At 70.9% G+C, this 20483-nt stretch carries 18 protein-coding genes; 3 read left to right on the plus strand and 15 right to left on the minus strand.

Annotation, left to right across the window (positions count from 1 at the left end; translation table 11 throughout):
• Nucleotides 1–4: 4 nt before the first annotated feature.
• From T9R20_RS12985 to T9R20_RS13015, 7 genes are all read right to left on the minus strand, one after another.
• Nucleotides 5–1606 carry a polysaccharide deacetylase family protein gene (locus T9R20_RS12985; RefSeq protein WP_322409726.1) on the minus strand — a complete coding sequence of 534 codons (1602 nt, stop codon included), beginning with the start codon at nucleotides 1604–1606 and terminating at the stop codon, nucleotides 5–7.
• Nucleotides 1603–2139, minus strand: coding sequence for a hypothetical protein (locus T9R20_RS12990; RefSeq protein WP_322409727.1), 537 nt, complete (start codon nucleotides 2137–2139; stop codon nucleotides 1603–1605). Before T9R20_RS12990 ends, T9R20_RS12985 begins: the two co-directional genes overlap by 4 nt.
• 70 nt (nucleotides 2140–2209) lie before the next feature.
• Nucleotides 2210–2659: a nitroreductase family deazaflavin-dependent oxidoreductase gene (locus T9R20_RS12995; RefSeq protein ID WP_322409728.1), complete on the minus strand. Its 450-nt coding sequence runs from the start codon at nucleotides 2657–2659 to the stop codon at nucleotides 2210–2212.
• Between the two features lie 5 nt (nucleotides 2660–2664).
• Nucleotides 2665–3567, minus strand: coding sequence for a succinate--CoA ligase subunit alpha (gene sucD, locus T9R20_RS13000; RefSeq protein WP_322409729.1), 903 nt, complete (start codon nucleotides 3565–3567; stop codon nucleotides 2665–2667).
• Nucleotides 3568–3595: 28 nt separating this feature from the next.
• Nucleotides 3596–4759 carry an ADP-forming succinate--CoA ligase subunit beta gene (sucC, locus tag T9R20_RS13005; protein ID WP_322409730.1) on the minus strand — a complete coding sequence of 388 codons (1164 nt, stop codon included), beginning with the start codon at nucleotides 4757–4759 and terminating at the stop codon, nucleotides 3596–3598.
• Between the two features lie 338 nt (nucleotides 4760–5097).
• The gene (locus T9R20_RS13010) at nucleotides 5098–5700 is read right to left on the minus strand and encodes a response regulator transcription factor (RefSeq protein ID WP_322409731.1); all 603 of its coding nucleotides are present in this window, start codon (nucleotides 5698–5700) and stop codon (nucleotides 5098–5100) included.
• Nucleotides 5697–6929 carry a sensor histidine kinase gene (locus T9R20_RS13015; RefSeq protein ID WP_322409732.1) on the minus strand — a complete coding sequence of 411 codons (1233 nt, stop codon included), beginning with the start codon at nucleotides 6927–6929 and terminating at the stop codon, nucleotides 5697–5699. Before T9R20_RS13015 ends, T9R20_RS13010 begins: the two co-directional genes overlap by 4 nt.
• A 153-nt stretch (nucleotides 6930–7082) precedes the next feature.
• Between T9R20_RS13015 and T9R20_RS13020 the strand changes: the two genes are divergently transcribed.
• Entirely contained in the window at nucleotides 7083–7580 is a 498-nt protein-coding gene (locus tag T9R20_RS13020; RefSeq protein WP_322409733.1) for a small multidrug efflux protein, read from the plus strand.
• Between the two features lie 52 nt (nucleotides 7581–7632).
• On the opposite strand, the gene T9R20_RS13025 is transcribed toward T9R20_RS13020, so the two are convergent.
• Complete coding sequence (locus tag T9R20_RS13025; protein ID WP_322409734.1) at nucleotides 7633–8394, minus strand: hypothetical protein; 762 nt, start codon at nucleotides 8392–8394, stop codon at nucleotides 7633–7635.
• Nucleotides 8395–8501: 107 nt separating this feature from the next.
• Between T9R20_RS13025 and T9R20_RS13030 the strand changes: the two genes are divergently transcribed.
• Entirely contained in the window at nucleotides 8502–9176 is a 675-nt protein-coding gene (locus T9R20_RS13030) for a TetR family transcriptional regulator (RefSeq protein WP_322409735.1), read from the plus strand.
• Between the two features lie 3 nt (nucleotides 9177–9179).
• Here T9R20_RS13030 and T9R20_RS13035 read toward each other — a convergent pair whose 3' ends face one another.
• Nucleotides 9180–10445 carry an acyl-CoA dehydrogenase family protein gene (locus tag T9R20_RS13035; RefSeq protein ID WP_322409736.1) on the minus strand — a complete coding sequence of 422 codons (1266 nt, stop codon included), beginning with the start codon at nucleotides 10443–10445 and terminating at the stop codon, nucleotides 9180–9182.
• 135 nt (nucleotides 10446–10580) lie between these two features.
• On the opposite strand from T9R20_RS13035, the gene T9R20_RS13040 reads away from it, so the two are divergent.
• The gene (locus T9R20_RS13040; protein ID WP_322409737.1) at nucleotides 10581–11768 is read left to right on the plus strand and encodes an AI-2E family transporter; all 1188 of its coding nucleotides are present in this window, start codon (nucleotides 10581–10583) and stop codon (nucleotides 11766–11768) included.
• Between the two features lie 61 nt (nucleotides 11769–11829).
• Here the strand turns inward: T9R20_RS13040 and T9R20_RS13045 are convergent, their stop codons facing one another.
• The 6 genes from T9R20_RS13045 to T9R20_RS13070 all read right to left on the minus strand — a co-directional run bounded on the left by T9R20_RS13045 (nucleotide 11830) and on the right by T9R20_RS13070 (nucleotide 20389).
• On the minus strand, nucleotides 11830–12891 hold the full coding sequence (locus T9R20_RS13045; RefSeq protein ID WP_322409738.1) for an ATP-dependent DNA ligase: 1062 nt from the start codon (nucleotides 12889–12891) through the stop codon (nucleotides 11830–11832).
• Between the two features lie 174 nt (nucleotides 12892–13065).
• Nucleotides 13066–14100 carry a non-homologous end-joining DNA ligase gene (ligD, locus tag T9R20_RS13050; protein ID WP_322409739.1) on the minus strand — a complete coding sequence of 345 codons (1035 nt, stop codon included), beginning with the start codon at nucleotides 14098–14100 and terminating at the stop codon, nucleotides 13066–13068.
• Between the two features lie 88 nt (nucleotides 14101–14188).
• Entirely contained in the window at nucleotides 14189–15292 is a 1104-nt protein-coding gene (locus T9R20_RS13055) for an SseB family protein (protein ID WP_322409740.1), read from the minus strand.
• Nucleotides 15293–15461: 169 nt separating this feature from the next.
• Entirely contained in the window at nucleotides 15462–17930 is a 2469-nt protein-coding gene (locus T9R20_RS13060) for an ATP-dependent helicase (protein ID WP_322409741.1), read from the minus strand.
• Nucleotides 17931–17942: 12 nt separating this feature from the next.
• A complete protein-coding gene (locus T9R20_RS13065; protein WP_322409742.1) occupies nucleotides 17943–18992 on the minus strand; it encodes a CNNM domain-containing protein in 1050 nt (349 codons plus the stop codon).
• Nucleotides 18989–20389 (minus strand): hemolysin family protein, encoded by a 1401-nt coding sequence (locus T9R20_RS13070; RefSeq protein WP_322409743.1) that lies wholly within the window; start codon nucleotides 20387–20389, stop codon nucleotides 18989–18991. The genes T9R20_RS13065 and T9R20_RS13070 overlap by 4 nt, the downstream gene beginning before the upstream one ends.
• Between the last annotated feature and the right edge of the window lie 94 nt (nucleotides 20390–20483).

Genomic DNA, 20483 nt, shown 5'->3' on the forward strand with positions numbered 1-20483 from the left:
CCCGTCAGCGCCCCGAAGTCCACGCCCCCGACGCCGGCAGATCGCCCTCGAAGATCTGCGTCACCGTCACGAGCGAGAACCCGCGGTCGAGCAGGCCGTCGTACATCGCCGCCGCCGCCTCCGCGGTGCCGGGGTGGATGTCGTGCATCAGCACGATCGAACCCGGCCGCGGGGCGTCGACCGCCCGGGCGAGGAGGGTGTCGACGCCCGGTCGCTGATAGTCGAACGTGTCGACATCCCACAGGATCGCGGGGAGCCCTGCGATGCGGAGGACGTTCTGGTTGTACTCGCCGTACGGGGGGCGGAAGCTCTTGGGCCGCTCCCCCACGACGTTCTGAATCGCGGCGCTGGTGTCGCGCAACTGTGCGGCGACCTGCTCGTCGGTGAGCGAGGGGAGGCTGGGGTGATTCCACGAGTGATTGGCGATCTCGTGCCCTTCGTCGCGCATGCGACGAAGGGTGTCGGCGTAGCCGCGGGCCTTCTCACCCATCACGTAGAAGGTTGCCGCGGCGCCCCGGGCGCGGAGCTCGTCGAGGATCGCGGGAGTGAATCCCGACGGGCCGTCGTCGTAGGTCAGCGCGACGCACGGGACGAGTTCGCAGTCGATCGTCTCGAGCCCGGCGGGGACGGCGGCGGGCGCTTCGAAGGGAAGAGCGGATGCCACGGCGCCGACGAGGCCCGCCCCGAACGGCGTGAGGAACGGCGTCGCGACCTCGAGCGGCACGGCGACCGCGAGCGGCTCGGTCGTCGCGACGATGCCGAGTGCCTGCAGCTCGGGCGGGCTGAATCCCGCCGGGATCTCGATGACGATCGTTCCCGCCTGAGGGACCGACCTTGTCAGGGCGGAGCCGATGACGGCGAGGCCCGCCTCGTCGGGCGGCTGGACCGGGGCGAGGCTCAGGGCTCCCGCGTCGCGCCGGAGCGCCTCGACGATGTCCCCCCACAGGGCGGGTCCTGCCTCGGCCGTCCACAGGGCCTCGGCGGACACGGTCTCGCCGGTGCGGAGGTCGGTGTAGAGCGTGGCCGAGGTGTCGGCGGTGATCGCGGCGGCGTCGCCCGTGACCGTGCGCATCCGCACACCGAGGTACGGACCGGCGGCGGTGACGATGTCGCATGCGACGGCAGTGCCCGTCCCGCCGGCAGGACCCAGGCGCGGGTCCGCGAGCAGCGCGGCGGCCGGAAGCCGGGTGGAGTCCGCGACGCACGACCGGTCGCCCAGTCCTGCACCGCGGGGCTGGACCTCCGGTGCGTAGCCGACCCCCGTGGCCGCTTCGCGACCCCCGATCGCGTCCCGCACCGCGCCGATCATCCTGTCGTTCACCGGCGACTGCCCGGGAAGAAGCGCGACCCGGGCCTGGAGGCCCACGGCATCGTTGCGGATCCGCAGGCCGCGCAGTGACGGAACGGTCGCCGGATCGAGCGCCGCGGGGAACGCCGCGACCGCCACCCTGGCGGCGGGGAAGGCTGCGGGCTGCCACGAGGCATCCGTCGCCGGTGCGCACGCGGCGAGAAGGAGCACGCCCGCGAGGGCGAGGGGCAGCGCGGCGCGGCGGTGCTTCTCATCGCGGCGCCCGCGGCTGTCGCGGTGGGATCCCGGGCCCGTCACGAGGTCACCCGCACGGTGTCGAGCACCTCGGCGATCGCATAGCGGTAGTCGGCCACCGCTCCGTCGGTGACCCGCGCGACGATGCCGGCGCTGACGGGTCCGCGCTCATCGCCGACCGCGGCGAGGACGATGCCGCCGGCGGCATCCGCGATCTCCGTGTGCCGAGCACGCGCTCCCGAGGAGAGGGTCTCGGTCACGGGCGCCGAATCCTGCGCGTCGTTCGCGCGGGCGAGGTCGGCGAATGCGGTGTCGAATCCGCCGCCGACCTCGGTGACGGCGATCTCGAGGCGCCCGTCGGGACTGGTCAGCGTGAGCTCGTCGTCGTCGAAGGGCGGACGGCGGACGACCCATCCGGCCGGCGCGGTCACCCGCACCGCCTCTTCGGCGACCGCGACCTCGGTCGGCGCGGGGTGCACCGTGGCGTTCAGGTTCGCCAGACTCGGTGGAACGGCGACGGCCGCCGCGAGGGCGATCCCCGCTGCCGCACCGATCGCACCCACGCACGCCAGCACGAGGGCGGTCCCGGATTTCACGGCCCGATCGTAGACCCGGAAGACGTCGCGATCCCGCTGCGGCGCGGCATCCTCCGGGTATTCTCCGGGGTTACTCCGAGGCGGGGTCGAAGGGCTCGAGCACGAAGAGCGCGATCGTGCGATCGGTCTTCTTCTGGTACTCGTTGTAGTCCGGCCACACCTCGGCCGAACGGTTCCACCACTCGGCGTACTCGTCGCCCGAGAGCTCGCGCGCCAGGTAGTCGCGCGTGACCGCACCGTCCTGCAGCTCGACGTGCGGGTGCGCGCGCATGTTCGCCGCCCAGGCGGGCTCTTCGGGCGCGCCGCCCTTCGAAGCCACCACCGCATAGCGGCCCTCGTGCTCGACGCGCATGAGCGCCGTCTTGCGCAGGCCCCCGCTCTTCGCACCGACCGTGGTCAGCACGATGATCGGCACGCCCCGCAGGAGGTTCGCCTCGGTGCCGCCCGACGCCTCGTAGCGCTCAGCCTGCTCGCGCGCCCACTGCGACGTGCTGGGGATGTACTCGCCTGTCAGCGGCATCGGACTCAGAGCCCCTCGACGATCTCGCGCATGAGCGCCGCGGTCTCGGACGGGGTCTTCCCGACCTTCACCCCGGCGGCTTCGAGGGCTTCCTTCTTGGCCTGGGCGGTGCCGGCCGAACCCGACACGATCGCACCGGCGTGACCCATCGTCTTGCCCTCGGGCGCGGTGAAGCCGGCGACGTAGCCGACGACCGGCTTGGTGACGTTCGCCTTGATGAAGTCGGCCGCGCGCTCCTCGGCGTCGCCCCCGATCTCGCCGATCATGACGATGGCCTTCGTCTCGGGGTCGGCCTCGAATGCGGCGAGGGCGTCGATGTGCGTGGTGCCGATGATCGGGTCGCCGCCAATGCCGATGGCCGTGGAGAAGCCGATGTCGCGCAGCTCGAACATCATCTGGTAGGTCAGGGTGCCCGACTTCGACACCAGGCCGATGGGGCCCTTACCGGTGATGTTGGCGGGGGTGATGCCGACGAGCGCCTCATCGGGGGTGATGATGCCGGGGCAGTTCGGTCCGATGATGCGGGTCGTGTTGCCCTTCGAGGTGGCGTAGGCCCAGGCCTCGGCGGAGTCGCCGACCGGCACGCCCTCGGTGATGACGACGAGCAGCGGGATCTCGGCGTCGATGGCCTCGATCATCGCGGCCTTGGTGAAGGCGGCCGGGACGAAGGCGATCGAGACGTCGGCCCCGGTCTTCTCGATGGCCTCGGCCACCGTTCCGAAGACGGGGAGCTCGATGTCGGCGCCGTCCTTGTCCTTGTGCAGCACGGTGGTGCCGGCCTTGCGGGCGTTGACGCCGCCGACGACGTTCGTGCCCGCCTTCAGCATGAGGGCGGTGTGCTTGGTGCCCTCGCCGCCGGTGATGCCCTGGACGATGACCTTGGAGTCCTTGGTGAGGAAGATCGACATTTCTTGTTCCTTATCCGGATGCGGCGGGTCAGGCGTTGGCGAGTTCGGCGGCCTTATCGGCGCCCTCGTCCATGGTCGAGGCGAGCGTCACCAGGGGGTGGTTGGCCTCCTGGAGGATGCGGCGGCCCTCCTCGACACGGTTGCCGTCGATGCGGACGACCAGGGGCTTGGTGGCGGTGGAGCCGAGCTCGGCGAGAGCGCCGACGATGCCCTTGGCGACCGCGTCGCAGGCGGTGATGCCGCCGAAGACGTTCACGAACACGCTCTTGACCTGCGGGTCGCCGAGGATGACGTCCAGGCCCGCGGCCATGACCTCCGCCGAGGCGCCGCCGCCGATGTCGAGGAAGTTGGCGGGCTTCACGCCGCCGTGGTTCTCGCCCGCGTAGGCGACGACGTCGAGGGTCGACATGACCAGGCCCGCACCGTTGCCGATGACGCCGACCTCGCCGTCGAGCTTGACGTAGTTGAGGTCGTTCTCCTTGGCCTTGGCCTCGAGCGGGTCTGCGGCGTCCTTGTCCTCCAGACGCGCGTGGCCGGGGTGACGGAACTCGGCGTTCTCGTCGAGCGTGACCTTGCCGTCGAGGGCGATGACGTCCCCCTCCTCGGTGAGGACGAGCGGGTTGACCTCGACGAGTGTGGCGTCCTCGCCCTTGTAGACCTCGTAGAGCTTGACGAAGACGTTCGCGACCTGCTCGACGAGGTCGTCGGGGAAGTTCGCGGCGCGGGCGATCTCGACGGCCTTGGCGTGGTCGATGCCGGTCAGCGGATCGACCTCGACCCGGGCGAGCGCCTCGGGCTTCTCGACGGCCAGCTGCTCGATCTCCATGCCACCCTCGACGCTGCACAGCGACAGGTAGGACCGCTGGGCGCGGTCGAGCAGCACCGAGAAGTAGAACTCCTGCGCGATGCGGGCGCCGGCCGCGATCATCACGCGCGTGACGACGTGGCCCTTGATGTCGAGGCCGAGGATGGCCTTCGCGGCCTCGTAGGCCTCGTCGGGGGTCTTGGCGACCTTGACGCCGCCGGCCTTGCCGCGGCCGCCGGTCTTGACCTGCGCCTTGACGACGACCACGCCTCCGAGCTTCTCGGCGGCGGCCTTCGCCTCCTCGGGGGTGTCGGCGACGATACCGGCGAGAACCGGCACCTCGTACTTCTCGAACAGATCGCGGGCCTGGTACTCGTAGAGATCCACAGAGAGTCCTTCGCTGGGCGAACGGTGGGATGTGTGGGTCAAGAAAATCTCGATATCGAGATATCGACCAGTCCCCTACCCTACTACCGGCGATGGACCGCCTCATCCCGGGTGTCTCGACGTCGGGCCTCCTCCCCGCGCGCGGCGCGTCTTCGCACCCCGTCGCGGTTCACCTGGCGCGAAGTGTGCGCCCGACCCGCGCAATGCGCCAGCTGAAACCTGACTGGCTGCGTTCGCCTGGCGCGAAGTGCGGCCCGGACCAGCACATCGCGGCAACCGAAGCGGGGAGGCGAGCGAGAGCGGGGAGGCGAGCGGAAGCGAGGCGAGCGCCGCGCGCCTCAGATCCAGCCGCGCTCGCGCGCGAGGATCGCCGCCTGCTGGCGGGTCGCGAGCCCGAGCTTGCCCAGTACTGCGGAGACGTGGTTGCGCACGGTGCCGGGCGAGAGATGCAGTGTGGCCGCGATCTCGGCGATCGTCTCGCCGCGCGCGCCCGCCCGAAGCACGTCGAGCTCGCGATCGGTCAGGGGGCTGCGCTCATCGGTGAGGGCGTCCGCGGCGATCTCGGGGTCGACGTAGCGCCGGCCGGCGGCGACATCGCGGATGACCTGGGCGACATCCTGTGCGCGCCGCGACTTCGGCAGGAACCCGTCGACCCCGGCGCTCAGGGCCCGCCGCAGCACTCCGGGCCGGGCGTGCCGGGTCACCACCACGCACCTCGACCCGGCCTGCCGGCGGATGCGGGCCGCCGCGTCGACGCCGTCGAGCCCGGGCATCTCGAGGTCGAGCAGGCACACCGTGGGGCGCAGGCGCACCGCCTCGGCCACCGCCTCCTCGCCGTCACGGCACTCGGCGACGACCTCGAAGTCGTCCTCGAGCCGCAGCAGGGCCGCGAGGGCCGACCGGATCATGTCCTCGTCGTCGGCGATGAGGATGCGGATCATGCGCGCCCCCCGATGGATGCCGCGGGCACGGTGACCTCGACCGTGAAGCGCTCGGGCGCGGCATCCCACCGCGCCGCCCCTCCGACGGCCCCGACACGCTCCGCGATGCCCGGAAGCCCCGAGCCGACCGGCGCCGCGTGAGAGGGCACCGCCACGGCGAGCGCGTCGTTGGTGATGCCCAGTCGCCATACCTCGCCGCCCGCGCCCGGCTCGAGCGCGAGGCGCAGACGGGCCCAGACGCCACCGCCGTGCTTGAGGATGTTCGTCGTGGTCTCGCGCACCACCGGACCCAGGATGTCGGCGGGAGCGGCGTCGGCCCGAGCGTCGACGTCGAGCTCGACCGCGAGTCCGGCCGCCCGCAGCAGATCGGCGGCGTTGGCCAGTTCGTCGGGGAGCGGCACGCCGCGGAACCGTGCGGCGAGGGCCCTCGTGCCGGTGCGGGCCTCATCGACCGACGCCCGGGCGAGTCGCACCTGTTCAGCGGCCGCGCGGGGGTCGCGGGGCAGCATCCGTTCGGCGAGTTCGAGCTGCAGCGCGATCACCTGCAGGTGGTGGCCCTGGAGGTCGTGCAGATCTCCCGCGAGACGCAGCCGTTCCTGCGCGGCGGCGAGGCGTCCCTCGGCGGCGCGGGCTTCGTCGAGGGCGAGGACGATGTCCCACCACCAGAGGCACAGGACGGCCGTGGGTGGGAGCAGCACGGAGAACAGGCGGTAGACGAAGTCCACCTCGCTGTCGAGCGTCCGCCCCGTCACGAGCGGCTCGGCGACCCAGATCGCCACGAGCACGAGGGTGATCGCCGCGACCAGACGCAGCCTCACGCCTGGCCGCCAGCGCAGCAGCAGCACCGCCAGGGCGACGAGCGCGGCGGCCGCGAGCACCGACACCGCGATGACGCCCACGACCACGGCCGCCCCGGTCGCCGCGACGAGCGACCACAGCACGGTCGGCGAGAACCGCTCCTCGTCGTCGGCGTCGCCCCGCTGCCGGCGGCGGCCGTAGCGGGCCAGCAGCGGCACGCTCGAGGCGAGCGACACCGCGGCAGCGGCGAGGTAGAGCGCCACCTGGAGGGCCCCGCCGCCGGTGAGTGTGGGCACGAGCCAGAAGAAGAGCGTGACGGCCTGGAACATCATCACCGAGCCGGCGGTGTACCACCAGGTCGCCGTCACCCCGCGGGCGAGGGCCCTCCCCGCCGGATGCACGGCGGCGGGGGTGCGGGAGAGGTCGGTCACACCGCCACAGTACGACCATGACTTTTGTCACGCCCCGCCTGCGGCATCCTCCCGGCGGCAGGTGACGCTCCGACACTGCCGCCGAAGACCGCGATCGCGTGGGATGGAATCACCGTCCGACAGACGGCCCCGTCCGATCCGCAGGGAGAGACCATGAACCCCATCGCCGACCTCATCCTCGGTTTCCAGAACCTCGTCGCCCAGATGCCCGAGCTGCTGCGCCCGCTCATCGTCGCCCTCGCCGGCGCCGTTCCGTTCATCGAGGGCGAGGGCGCCGCGGCGATCGGGATCGTCGGCGGCATCCATCCGATCGTCGCCGGAATCGCCGGCTTCGCCGGGAACTTCCTCTGCGTCGCGATCGTCGTCTTCGCCGGAGCCCGCGTGCGGACCGCGGTCACGACCCGGGGCGGCCGCGAAGCGCCCGAGCTGTCGCCGCGCCGCCAGAAGGTCATGCGCGCATACGAGCGCTACGGCACCCCGGGAGTCAGCCTCCTCGGTCCGCTGCTCGTGCCGACGCAGTTCACCGCCGCCGCGCTGGTGTCCACCGGCGTGGCCCCGGGCCGGGTGCTCTTCTGGCAGGCGGTCGCGATCGCGATGTGGACGACTCTCATCACGCTCATCATCACGGGTGTGATCACCTTCGTCGGCTGAGTGGGGGCTCGCCGGCCCTGACACCCCGCCCCGCGAGAGCCTCGTCCACGCGCTATGCGACGGACGAGGCCGCGGGCGGGGTGTCGGGTTTCCGGGTGGTCCGGACGGCCTGCGGCCGCTGGCCGGCCTGCGCCTTCAGCAGGGTCACCTTCCACCCGGGCCGATCGACGCGAGCAAGCTGCAGGATGTCCGCGACCACCTCGAGGGCGGCGGGGGCCGCGCGCGTGCGACCGCGCCCGTGGCACGAGGTGACGAAGCGGATGCGACCGAGCGAACGCGGCACCTTGCCCACTGTCGGTGCGGGCCCGATCGAGGCGGTGCCGCCGGGCGCTCCGCCCTCGGCGAGGCGGCGCCCCGGGTCATCCGGCTCCGGAACGGCCGCCGTCGGCGCCGGCAGCAGGTATGACGCGGCCCGACCGCGCGCCGGGGTCGGGCCGGGGCGATAGAGCGCCTCGGCGTCGCGGGCGCCGGTGGCGAGGATCACCTGGTCGGCGAAGAGCGGGCCGTGCTCGGTGTCGAGGCGGCAGGGGCTCGCCGAGGTGACCGACTGCACCAGGGTGCGGGTGTGCAGCGACGCCCCCGCGGCGACGAGCGCTGCCGCCAGCGCGGTCTCTTCGTTGGCATCCCGGCTCGCGCCGGGGCGAAAGGGGCCGATCACGCCGGCCTCGACGAGCGCGACGCGGCGGCCCGACTGGGTGAGCAGAAGGGTGGCGACGAGGCCCGTCAGCGAGGCGCCGACGACCACGACGTCGTAGTGCTCGCCGCGCGGAAGCGTCTGACCGGTGGTGTTCGCGGCGACAGCGAAATGCGACATGCACACAGTGAACGACCATGAACCGAACCGGAACATGGCCTTGACAAACCCCGGCGTGCTCCCCATCCCGGGGGCGGCGCCGAGCGGCCCGCCGCTAAGCTCGTCCCGTGAGCGACGCCGATCCTGCGTTCGTCGGCCGCACCGAGGTCGTGGCGGCCGCGGTCGAGCTGTTCCACACGCAGGGGTTCGACCAGACATCGGTCGATCAGATCGCCCGCGCGGCGGGGATGTCGCGATCGACCTTCTTCCGTCAGTACGGCGGGAAGGAAGACGTGGTCTTCGCCGACCACGAGGGTCTCCTCGAAGAACTGCGCGCCTTCCTCGCGCGGCCGCACGACGATCCGTGGGCGGCCGTGTGCGAGGCATCCGTGCAGGTGTACCAGCACTTCGCCGCCGACCCCGAGCTCGCCCGGCGTCGCTACGCGGTGGTGCGCCAGATCCCCGCGCTGCGCGACCGCGAGATCGTCACGGTCTTCCGCTACGAGCGCCTCTTCGACGAGTACCTTCGTCAGGCCCTTCCGGGCCTCGACCCGCTCGACGCGGTCGGATTCTCGGCCCTCGTCACCGCGGTGCACAACCACGTGCTGCGGCGGCTGATCCGCGGGCCCAAGCGCGTACCGGTGTCGGTGCTCACGCGCGCGCTGGACGATGCGCGGCGCCGCTTCGGGGTGCTGCCCGAGGCATCCGATCCGGCCCCCGACGATCTCGTGGTCGCGGTGTTCCCGCGCCGGACGCCCAGTGCCGAGGTGGCCCGGCGCCTGCGCGACGCACTGTCGGAGTAGCGCTCAGGCGAAAGCGCTGACGCCGGTGATGTCGCGGCCGAGCAGCAGCGCCTGGATCGACTCGGTGCCCTCGTAGGTGTGGATCGCCTCGATGTCGGCCATGTGCTGCATCACGCCGTACTCCAGGAGGATCCCGTTGCCGCCGAGCAGGTCGCGCGCGGTGGCGGCGATCCGCCGGGCGGTGCGCGTGTTGTGATACTTCGCCAGCGACGCCTGGGTCGGTCGCAGCCCGCCGGATGCCTCGAGATCGGCGAGGTGACGGCAGTACAGCTGCATCGCGGTGAGCTCGGAGAGCATCTGGGTGAGGCGCTCCTGAACCATCTGGAACGCCGCGAGGCGCTTGCCGAACTGCTCGCGCTGCTGGGAGTACTGAAGCGCCGCTTCGTAGCAGGCGGTCGCGTGTCCGAGGGCCGACCACGCCACGCCCGACCGTGTGGCGTAGAGCACGGTCGAGGCGTCCTTGAAGCTGTGGCTGCCCGGCAGCACCGCATTGGCGGGGAGCGTCACGCCGCGCAGGGTGATGTGGGCCTGGTGGATGCCGCGGAGCGACGCCTTGCCGGTGATGGGCTCGCCGTGGTAGCCCTCGGCCTCCTGCGGGACGAGGAAGCAGCGCACCTTGCCGTGGTCGTCGGCGCCGGGAGACTCCACGCGCGCCCAGACGAAGGTGACCCCGCCCGATGCGCCGTTGCCGATCCACTTCTTGGCGCCGTCGATGATCCAGCCGCCGTCGGCGGCGCGCGTCGCGCGGGTCTCGAGCGACACCGAGTCCGAGCCGTGGTCGGGCTCGGTCAGGGCGAAGGAGCCGAGCACCTCGCCGCGGGCGATCGGCTGCAGGTACTGCGCCTTCTGCGCGTCGCTGCCGAAGAGTGCGAGGGTCCGCAGCGCCAGACCGCCCTGCACGGCGAGCACGGTGCCGAGCGATCCGTCGCCGCGCGAGATCTCCATGTTGATCAGGCCCGCGGCCAGCGGAGACAGGGCGGTCAGGCCCTCGTGCTCGATGCCGTCGACGAAGAGGTCGAGCTCGCCCATGCGGCGCACGATCGAGATGTCGTAGTCGCCGGCATCCCACTGGGCGGCCGAGCGATCGCCGTACTCCGAGATGAGCACCCGGGCGCGCGACCAGGCATCGCGCTCGGCGCCGCCGATGTCGGCGAAGACGCCGTAGTAGTCGGTGTCGAGCGGATCGGTCACGCGATAGGCACCCGCGCGGTCGCCGGGAAGGATGCCGGCGGGGGTGTCGGTCGCGGTGGGGGTCGGCGCAGACGTCATGACATCCAGTCTCGCATGAGGTGACACTCGATGTCACAATTCGAGTCCGGGTCGGGGGCTGGGGACGCCCTATCCCCCTGCGACGTGCCGCGCAACCACCTGACCGCCGCGTCGACACGGCCGTATGGTTCAGCCATGGGACTCTTCCGTCGCGCGCCGCGCCGCCCCGTTTTCGACACTGGGGCTCTCGGCTCCGCCGCGGATGCCGGGTCGGCCGCGGCGAAGGCCGCAAAAGCACCCGTCGCGCTGGGTCTCTGGGCCGACGGATTCGGCAAGCTCGCCACCCGGTCGCTGCAGATCGCGATCGTCATCGGCATCGCCACGCTCGCCGTGATCGGTCTGCAGCAGGTGACGGTGGTCTGGATCCCCGTCATCATCGCCCTGATCTTCGCCTGCGCCTTCGCGCCGCTCATGTCGTGGCTGCGACGACGGGGCGTGCCCTCGGTCGTGGCCACCCTCATCACGATGCTGGCGGTCCTGGTGGTGCTGGGGCTCGCCGGCTGGCTCATCGTCTGGGCGGTGCGCAACCAGTGGGATGATCTGTACTCGCAGGCCGAGGCGGGGTTCCAGCAGCTCGTCGCCTGGATCAATACTCTGCCGTTCGCCCCCACGGACAATCAGATCCAGGAGTGGAGCGACCAGGTCATCGACTTCGTCACCAGCGCCCAGTTCGGCTCCGGGGCCCTCGCCGGGGTGAGCGTGCTGGCCAACTTCGTCACCGGCCTGATCCTCATGATCGTCGTCCTCTTCTTCTTCCTGAAGGACGGCCCCTGGCTCTGGGAGTTCCTGCTGCGCCCCTTCCGCGGCGCGGACGAGGCGCGTGCCCGCCGCATCGGCGACAAGACGGTGGTCACCCTCGGTTCGTACGTGCGCGGCACCGCCGCGGTCGCCTTCGTCGACGCGGTCGGGATCGGCATCGGCCTGCTCATCCTGCAGGTGCCGCTCGCGCTGCCGCTGGCGGTGCTGGTGTTCCTGCTGGCCTTCATCCCGATCGTCGGGGCGACCGTCGCCGGCATCCTCGCCGCGCTCGTGGCCCTCGTCGCGAACGACTGGGTCAACGCCCTCTTCGTCGTCGGCGTGGTCGTGCTCGTCAACCAGCTCGAGGGCAACTTCCTCCAGCCCGTTCTCATGGGGCGGACGCTGAAGCTCCACGCCTTCGTCATCCTCATCGCCCTGACCGTCGGAACCGTGCTCGGCGGCATCCTCGGCGCCGTGCTCGCCGTCCCGATCACGGCGGTCGTCTGGGGCGCGATCCAGGTGTGGAACGGGCCGAACAAGCCCGCCCGCTGGGCGCAGCGGAAAGCGACGGAACCGGCGGCGTAGCGCGAGAGGGCGCGGCGAGCGGGCGACCGTGCGATGCGCGATCCAGTGATCGCCGCCCGCCTCAGAGCCCGGGGAGGATGTCGGAGAGCGTGAAGCTCGCCGGCACCTCCAACTGCGCGAACGTGCACGAGTGCGGATCGCGGTCGGGGCGCCAGCGCCGGAACGAGGGGATGTGGCGGAACCGCTCCCCCTCCATGTGGTCGTACGCGACCTCCGCGACGAGCTCGGGCCGCAGAGGCACGAAGGAGAGGTCCTTCCCGGCGTTCCACCGGCTTCCGGCTCCGGCGAGCTGGGCGCCGTCGGCGGCGTGCTCGGCCCAGCCGCCCCAGGGATGCGCGGCGAAGTCGACGTCGCGGTACGGCGCGAGGTCGTCGAGCAGGGTTTTCCGCCGGGCCATGGGGAAGGATGCCGTCACGCCGACGTGGTGCAGGGTGCCGTCGTCGGCGTAGAGGCCCAGGAGCAGGGATCCGACGATCGGACCCGACTTGTGCCATCGGAATCCGGCGACGACGCAGTCGGCGGTGCGCTCGTGCTTGATCTTGAACATGGTGCGCTTGTTCGGCTGGTATGTGCCATCGAGGGGTTTGGCGATGACCCCGTCCAGACCCGCGCCCTCGAAGGTCTCGAACCACTCCTGCGCGACGGCGGGGTCCCCGGTCGCGGGAGTCACGTAGACCGGCGGTTCGACGCCGGAGAAGGTGTCGACGAGCCGCGCGCGGCGTTCGGAGAAGGGGCGACCGGTGAGGTCGTCGTCGCCGAGCGCGAGCAGGTCGAAGGCGATGAACGACGCCGGCGTCTGGACGGCGAGCAGGTTCACCCGGCTCGCCGCGGGGTGGATGCGCTGCTGCAGGGCCTCGAAGTCCAGGCCGCCGTCGGTGGCGACGACGATCTCTCCGTCGACGACGCAGCGCTCGGGGAGCTGCGCGCGCAACGCCTCGACCAGCTCGGGGAAGTAGCGCGTCATCGGGCGTTCGTTGCGGCTGCCGAGCTCGACCTCGTCGCCGTCGCGGAACACGATCGTGCGGAAGCCGTCCCACTTGGGTTCGACGTGCCCGAGGTCGGGGATCGTCGAGACCGACTTCGCGAGCATCGGCGCGACCGGGGGCATGACGGGAAGGTCCATCGCCTCAGTCTCGCGTGCGCGCCGGCGTCGCGCCATCCCGCGCACCCACGCACCCACGCCGGCCTCGCACCTCCGCCCGCCCGGACCCGGGTGCTCCCCCGTCACGTTCCGCCCCGCACCGCGCCCCGCAGGGGCGTGACGGGACGGGGGAAGCGCAGGGGGCACCGCGGCAGGCTAGTCCTGGGGCCAGTTCGCCTCGTTCTTGCGGCTCGGCTGCACCCGCGGCGGCTCGCCCGGCATCTTCGGGAAGTCCGGCGGGAACGGCAGCTCGCCGAGCCCGTCGTCGAGGTCGCGCTGCCACCACTCCAGCAGCACGTCGATGCGGCCCGGCGTCGCCGGCATCCCCTCCCAGGGGTCTCCCACCGACGCCAACCGCTCGGGCACGGAGCGTACCGTGAAGGCCGAAGGGTCGGCATCCGCCAGCTCGTCCCACGTGATCGGCGTCGACACGGTCGCGCCCGCGAGCGCCCGCGGGCTGTAAGCCCCCGCCATCGTTCGATCGCGGTTGGCCTGGTTGAAGTCGATGAAGATGCGCTCGCCGCGCTCCTCCTTCCACCAGTTCGTCGTCACGCGGTCGGGCATCCGGCGCTCGAGCTCACGTCCGGCGGCGATGACGGCGTGGCGCACGTCGAGGAACTCCCACTCGGACTGGATGGGACAGAAGACATGGATGCCGCGGTTGCCGCTGGTCTTCAGGTACGCCGTCAGTCCTGCGTCGGAGAGCACCTCGCGGAGGGCCGGCGCGACCGCGGCGGCATCGGCGAAGTCGGTGCCCGGCTGCGGATCGAGGTCGATCCGCAGCTCGACGGGGTTGTCGGTGTTGCTCGTCAGCGACGCCCACGGGTGGAACACGATCGTGTTCATCTGCGCCGCCCACACCACCGCGGCCGGTTCGGTGAGGACGATCTGCGGATGCCGTCGCCCGCTGTTGTATCGGACGGTCACCGCCTCGACGTAGTCGGGCGTGCCCTTCGGCGGGTTCTTGGAGTAGAACCGCTCGCCCTCCACCGACTCGGGGAACCGCTCCAGCGACACCGGTCGATCGCCGTTCGCCGCCAGAAAAGGCCCCGACACGGACATCAGGTACTCGGCGAGCTCACGCTTGGTGATCCCGAGCGCCGGCCACAGCACCCGGTCGGGATTCGACAGGCGCACCTCGCGCTCGCCCGCGGGCCCGGGAACGGTCAGCATCGTGAACGGGCTCGCCATGCATGCGACGCTAGCGGCTCTCACCGAACTTCGTCAGGGGCTGGTGCGGGTCACATCTGGCGGGTCCGCCGCCGGTCTGATGTCGGGGTCAGGGGAGGATCGGGGCGAGCTCGTCGCGCCCGAGGCGGATCCACGGGCCGGCGGCATCGACGAGGATGCCGGCGAGCGCCGCATCGGCAGCCAGTGCGGCGCCCAGCCGGTCGGCCGTGATAGGTGCGGCGCGGTCACCGCGACCGATGGCCGCCACCTCGAGGGGGTGCGAGAAGACCTGCAGGAGTCGTTCGCCGTTGGCGCGCGCCTCGGCGACGCCGACCTTGCCGTCCGGGGTCTCGTTCACCGCGACCCACAGCTTGGCACCGGGCATCGCCGCGACCACGTCGGCGCCGGTCGCGGCGGTGCGCGGGCCGGCGAGCAGGTGCTTGACCAGCGCGTTCGGATCGGCCTGATCGAGCATCCGCTCGATGAGCTCGCGAGGGATCACCGCGCGCGCAGGCGCGGACGACGGGTCGATGATGATGCCGGCGTACGAGCCGGTCACGACGTGCCGGAGCACCGTCGCCGCGGGCTGGGCGACAGCGGATGTCTGCTGATCACCGTCGGACGCCACACTCGCCTGGAGGCCCGCCCCGCCGCTGAACGCCAGCACGTACTGCTTGTCACCGACCGTGGCGACCGCCAGCGGAAGCTGCGCGCCCTCCGACAGCAGCTGCCGGGCATCGCCCTTGATCCGCAGGAACAGCTGGCCCTGCAGAAGCTGACGGGCGACGTGGATGAGGTCGAGCGACTCGGGCTTCTCGGGGAGTCCTCGCAGCGCCTGGATGACCAGGCCGTTGTCGGGCAGGCCCGGAACGATCTGCGTGGGCGCGGGCGCCTCGGCGGGGCCGGGGTTGCGCGGCGCCGGGGCGGCCGACGCGGCCGAGTCGGAGGCGACGGGCTTCGCCGCGGGTGCTGTGCGCGGGGCGCCGTACGTCGACACCGAGATGTTCACGTGCGGAACGGCTTCCTCGGTCGAGGGATTCGCGGGAGTCGCGTCATCCCTCGCCGCGCCGTCCTCACCGTCGCGCGGGGCGAGCCCAGGAGCGTCGGCCGCGTCGACATCCGTCTCGGGAGCCTCGGGGTCGGGCGTTCCCCTCTGCGGGGTCGCGTCGTCGCGCTGGTCGTCGGTCTTCTTGCGTCGCCCGAAGAGTGCCATCGTGCCAGCCTACGCGGCGGTTCTGGACGCGGTACCTGCTCCCCCGTTCGCGACCCGTCACAGAACGTCGCCGCGCGGGGCGTCGGGCAGCACTTTTCGACGGGTCGCGGACACGTGCGCCGCCACCCGCAAGGTCGGCCCGCCGCGGCGGCGCGACGACCCGCGAGACCTACAGTTTCGCGATCGGCGCGATCTTGACCAGGAGCTTCTTCATGCCGACCTTCTCGAAGCGCACGTGCGCGACGCGCTTCGCGCCCTCACCGGTGATCGCGTCGATGCGGCCCTCGCCGAAATCGTCGTGACGGATGCGGTCGCCGGGCGCGAGCTCCATGTCGCCGTTGTCGCGCACCTTCGCCGGGACGCGGTTGGCGAACTTCTCCAGCGACGTCGACTTCGGTACGAGGTCGTCGCCGTATCGCCGCCCCGACCCGGACCCGCCGAAGCCCGACCCCGCCGAGCCGCGCCGCGCATTGAGCGCCCGCGACTGCGTCCCGCCGCGCGAGTTGACGTCGCCCGGCGACTGGCGCCAGTCCAGCAGCTCCGACGGGATCTCCTGCAGGAATCTGCTCGGCATCGCCACCGACACCTCGCCGAACTGCGCGCGGGTCATCGCCAGAGTGAGGTACAGGCGCTTGCGCGCCCGGGTCACCCCGACGTAGAACAGCCGCCGCTCCTCCTGCGGGCCCCCAGGCTCACCGGCCGAGATCCGGTGCGGGATCAGGTCTTCTTCGACACCGGTGAGGAACACCGCGTCGTATTCCAGGCCCTTCGCGGTGTGCATCGTCATGAGGGACACCGACCCCGAGGCATCCTCGAGATCGTCGGCGTCCGAGACCAGCGCCACCTCGGTGAGGAAGTCGACGATCGTGCCTTCAGGGTTGTTGCGGGCGAACTCGCGGGCAACGGCCACGAGCTCGTCGAGATTCTCGATCCGGGCTTCGTCCTGCGGGTCGCGACTCGCGCGCAGCGCGTCGTAATACCCGCTCTTGGTCAGTAGGAGCTGAAGCCCCTCGGCCACGGCGGTCGGGGGCGGCAGCTCGCCCGACGCGGGAAGCATGAGATCGGATGCCTCGGCGAGAACCGCATCCAGGTGCGCGATCGCCGCCTGGATCTTCGGGCCGACGCCGAGATCCGACGCGTTGCCGAGGGCATCGCGGAAGGTGATCTGCTCGTCGGCGGCGTACCGGCTGATCGTCTCGATCGTCACGTCGCCGATGCCGCGGCGCGGCTTGTTGATGATGCGACGCATCGCCATCTCGTCCGCAGGGTTCGCGACGGCGACGAGGTAGGCCAGGGCGTCCTTGATCTCGGCGCGCTCGTAGAACTTCGTGCCGCCCATGATCTTGTACGGCACGGCGGCGCGGATGAAGATCTCTTCCAGCGCACGGGACTGCGAGTTGGTGCGGTAGAACACCGCCATCTGGTCGTACGGCACCCCGCCCTTGTGCAGGACCTCGATCTCGTCCGCGACGAACTGCGCCTCGTCGTGCTGCGAGTACCCGGTGAAGCCGACGATCTTCTCGCCGGCGCCGACGTCGGTCCACAGCCGCTTGTCTTTGCGATCGAAGTTGTGGCTGATGACGGCGTTCGCGGCCGACAGGATGTTCTGTGTGGACCGGTAGTTCTGCTCGAGCAGCACCACCTTGGCGCCGGGGAAGTCGCGCTCGAATTCGCTGATGTTGCGTATGTCCGCTCCGCGGAACGCGTAGATCGACTGGTCGGAGTCACCGACGACCGTCAGTGACGCGGCCTCTTCGGTCGCCGGCGCGTCGAAGATCATCATCCCGCCCGATTCGGCGATCGGTCCGCCGTCCGATCCCGGTGGCCGGGTCAGCTCGTGGATCAGCGCGTACTGCGAGTGGTTGGTGTCCTGATACTCGTCGACGAGGATGTGCCGGAACCGCCGTCGATACACATCCGCCACCTGCGGGAATGCCCGGAACAGGTACACCGTCTGGGCGATCAGGTCGTCGAAATCGAAGGCGTTCGCCCGCTGCAGCTCGCGCTGGTAGGCCCCGAACACGTCGCAGAACACGCGCTCGGCCGGGTCGTTCATGTTCGCCGAGCGGGCGTAGGACTCCGCATCGGCGAGCTCGTTCTTCAGCTTGGAGATCTTCCCCTGCACCGCCGAAGGGGTCAGTCCGTAGGCATCCGCTTCATGTTCCTTCACCAGCCGCTTGACCAGAGCGCGCGAGTCGCCCGAATCGTAGATCGTGAACGACCTGGTGAAGCCGAACTGCTCGGCCTCGCGCCGCAGGATGCGCACGCACGCCGAGTGGAACGTCGAGATCCACATGCCCTGCGATCGATCGCCGACGAGCTGATGCACGCGCTCCCGCATCTCGCCCGCGGCCTTGTTGGTGAAGGTGATGGCGAGGATCTGGCTCGGCCACGCCTCCTTGTTGCGCAGCAACGAGGCGATCCGGCGCGTGAGCACGCTGGTCTTGCCCGACCCGGCGCCGGCGACGATGAGGAGCGCCTGCCCGCGATAGGTCACCGCCTCGCGCTGCTCGGGGTTGAGGCCGGCAAGCAGATCTTCGTCGACGCGAGTACCCGAGCCCGGTCGGGGCCCGCGATCGCCGTCGACGATGAGAGGGACGGATGCCGCGGGGCGCGCGGCCGGAGAGACGTCAGTCATTGCCCGTCAAGTCTAGGTCGGGGCCCCGACACCCGCCCCTCCCACGATCGGCTGCGCGGCGGCATCCGGTCCGGGAAGCAGTTGCCCGAGAAGGTCGTCGATCGTGACCACGCCGAGCAGGCGCTGACCGTCCACGACGATCGCCAGCTGCACGCGCCCACGGCGCATCCGCAGCAGCGTGTCGTACGCCGACGCGGCCGGCTCGACCACGAGCGGTTTGCGCGCGATCGCCGCCACCGGCGTCGTCGGAGTGAGCTTCAGCGTGTCGCGCACGTGCGCGACGGCGCACTCGGCGGTCGACCCCACGAGGATGCGAAGGTGCCCCGATTCCGCGGCCACGCGCTGCAGGTCGGCGACCGTGGCGTCGGTGGGGACGGATGTCGGCACCCGGTCGGCTCGGACGATCTCCCCGACCATGCGCGTGCTCATGGCGATCGCCTGCGCGATCGGCTCGGAGTACTGCCGCTCGAGCGTTCCCGCCTCGCGTGAGTGGGCGACGAGTTCCCGGATGGTGTCCGCGTCCTGGCCGCCCACCGCCGCCTTCTCGACGGGCTCGACACCGGACGCCCTCACGAGCCGGTTGGCGATGTGGTTGATCCAGAGGAGGAACGGTCGCAGCGGCCAGGTCAGAGCTCGTGCCAGGATGCCGGTCGCCTTGGCCGCGACCTCGGGGTGCGCGATCGCCCACGACTTCGGGGCCATCTCACCGATCACAAGGTGCAGGAAGGTCACCACGATCAACGCGAGCATGAAGGCGATCACGCCCGACAGCACCGAGGGCAGCCCCCATGCCTCGAAGACCGGGGCGAGAGCGTAGTCGATCGCCGGTTTGGTGATCGCGCCGAGGAGGAACGTGCACGCGGTGATCCCCAGCTGCGCGAAGGCGAGCATGACCGTCAGCTCGTTGATTCCTCTCAGGGCAGCGCGCGCCGACGCGCTGCGGTCGGCCTCCTGCTCGAGTCGGTGCCGGCGGGCGGCGAGCAGGGCGAACTCGACGATGACGAAGAACGCGCTGGCGATGATCAGCAGCGTCGTGATGAGAGCGACGGTCCATCCGTTCATCGGTCCGCCTCCGTCCGCGCGCGGTCGTCCGCATCGTGTTCGGCGTCGAGATCGCGTTCGTGCAGATGAACGGTCAGACGCGAGGGCACGTGCCGCTCGATCTCGAGCACCTCGACCTCGAGCCAGCGCTGCATGTTCAGTCCCTGCACGGCCTCACCCGCCCGCTCGGGCAGGTCGACCCGCACGACCGCACCGAGCGGCGGCAGGTCGCCGTGCTCGCTGATCGTCAGTCCTGCGACCGTTTCGGCGCCGTCCCGCTCCAGGTCGTGCCCGATGAGCCGCTCGAGCTCATCCAGGTGGACGTCGCCGGGCACCGTCCACGACGCGTCGCCGTCGGAGGTCACTTCGTCGACGTCCAGGTCGTGCTCGTCGGAGATCTCCCCCACGACCTCTTCGGTCAGATCCTCCAGGGTGAGGATGCCATCGAAGTTGCCGTACTCGTCGACGACGCAGGCCATCTCGTTGCGTGTCCGACGCATCCGCTCGAGGGCGATCGGCAGCCTCATCGAGGTGGGCAAGACGACCGCCTCACGCATCACCGTGGACACCGTCGCGGACGGGTCGTAGTGCCCGCGGAGCAGGTCGATGAGATTGACGATGCCGACCGGGGTGTCCTCGTCGCCGATGACCGGGTAGCGGGTGTGACCGGTCGACATCAACGACAGCACTTCGGCGATCGTGGTGTCGGGGGATATCGAGTCGATGTGGGACCGGGGGACCATCGCGTGCTCGACGTCGCGCTGCGGGAAGTCCAGGATGCGGTCGATGATGTTCGACAGGTCGTCGGGCAGATCGCCACTCGCGCGGGAGTCCTCGATGATCGCCTCCAGGTCGCGGGCCGTCGCACTCTCGTCGACGTCTTCGAGCGGTTCGATCCGCAGGAGCCGCAGCAGCGCGTTCGCGGCGAAGTCGAACACGGCGATCAGCCACCCGAACAGCGTCAGGTAGATCCGGGTGGGAACGGCGAGGGCGCGGGCGAGCGGTTCAGGGTTCGCGATGGCGAGGTTCTTCGGGTACAGCTCACCGAAGATCATCGTCACGATGGTGGCCAGCAGCAGGGCTCCCGTGGTGCCGATGAGGACCGAGACCCCCGGTTCGAGGCCCACGCCGCCCAACAGGGTGCCGATAGACTGCCCGATGAGCGGCTCGGCGACGTAGCCGATCAGCAGGCCGGTGACGGTGATTCCCAGCTGCGCTCCCGAGAGCATGAACGACGTGCGCTTGGTGATCGACAGCACGCGCCGCGCCTGCGCGTCGCCCTTCTCGGCCTTCGCCGTCATCCGCGAACGGTCGACGGACATGTAGGCGAACTCCTGGGCGACGAAGAAGCCGCACGCGACGATGATCGCCAGTGTGACGACGATGCCCAACAGCAGGGTCAGTGTCGCCGCCAGCATCCGGATTCACCCCCTCTCGGATGGAGGGGGTACGAAGATCGACCCTCCTGGTCGGTGGAGGTTCGGTGGTGGCGCACGGATTGCTCCCGTGGGT

It is taken from the genome of Microbacterium invictum, from assembly GCF_034421375.1.
GTDB lineage: Bacteria > Actinomycetota > Actinomycetes > Actinomycetales > Microbacteriaceae > Microbacterium > Microbacterium invictum_A.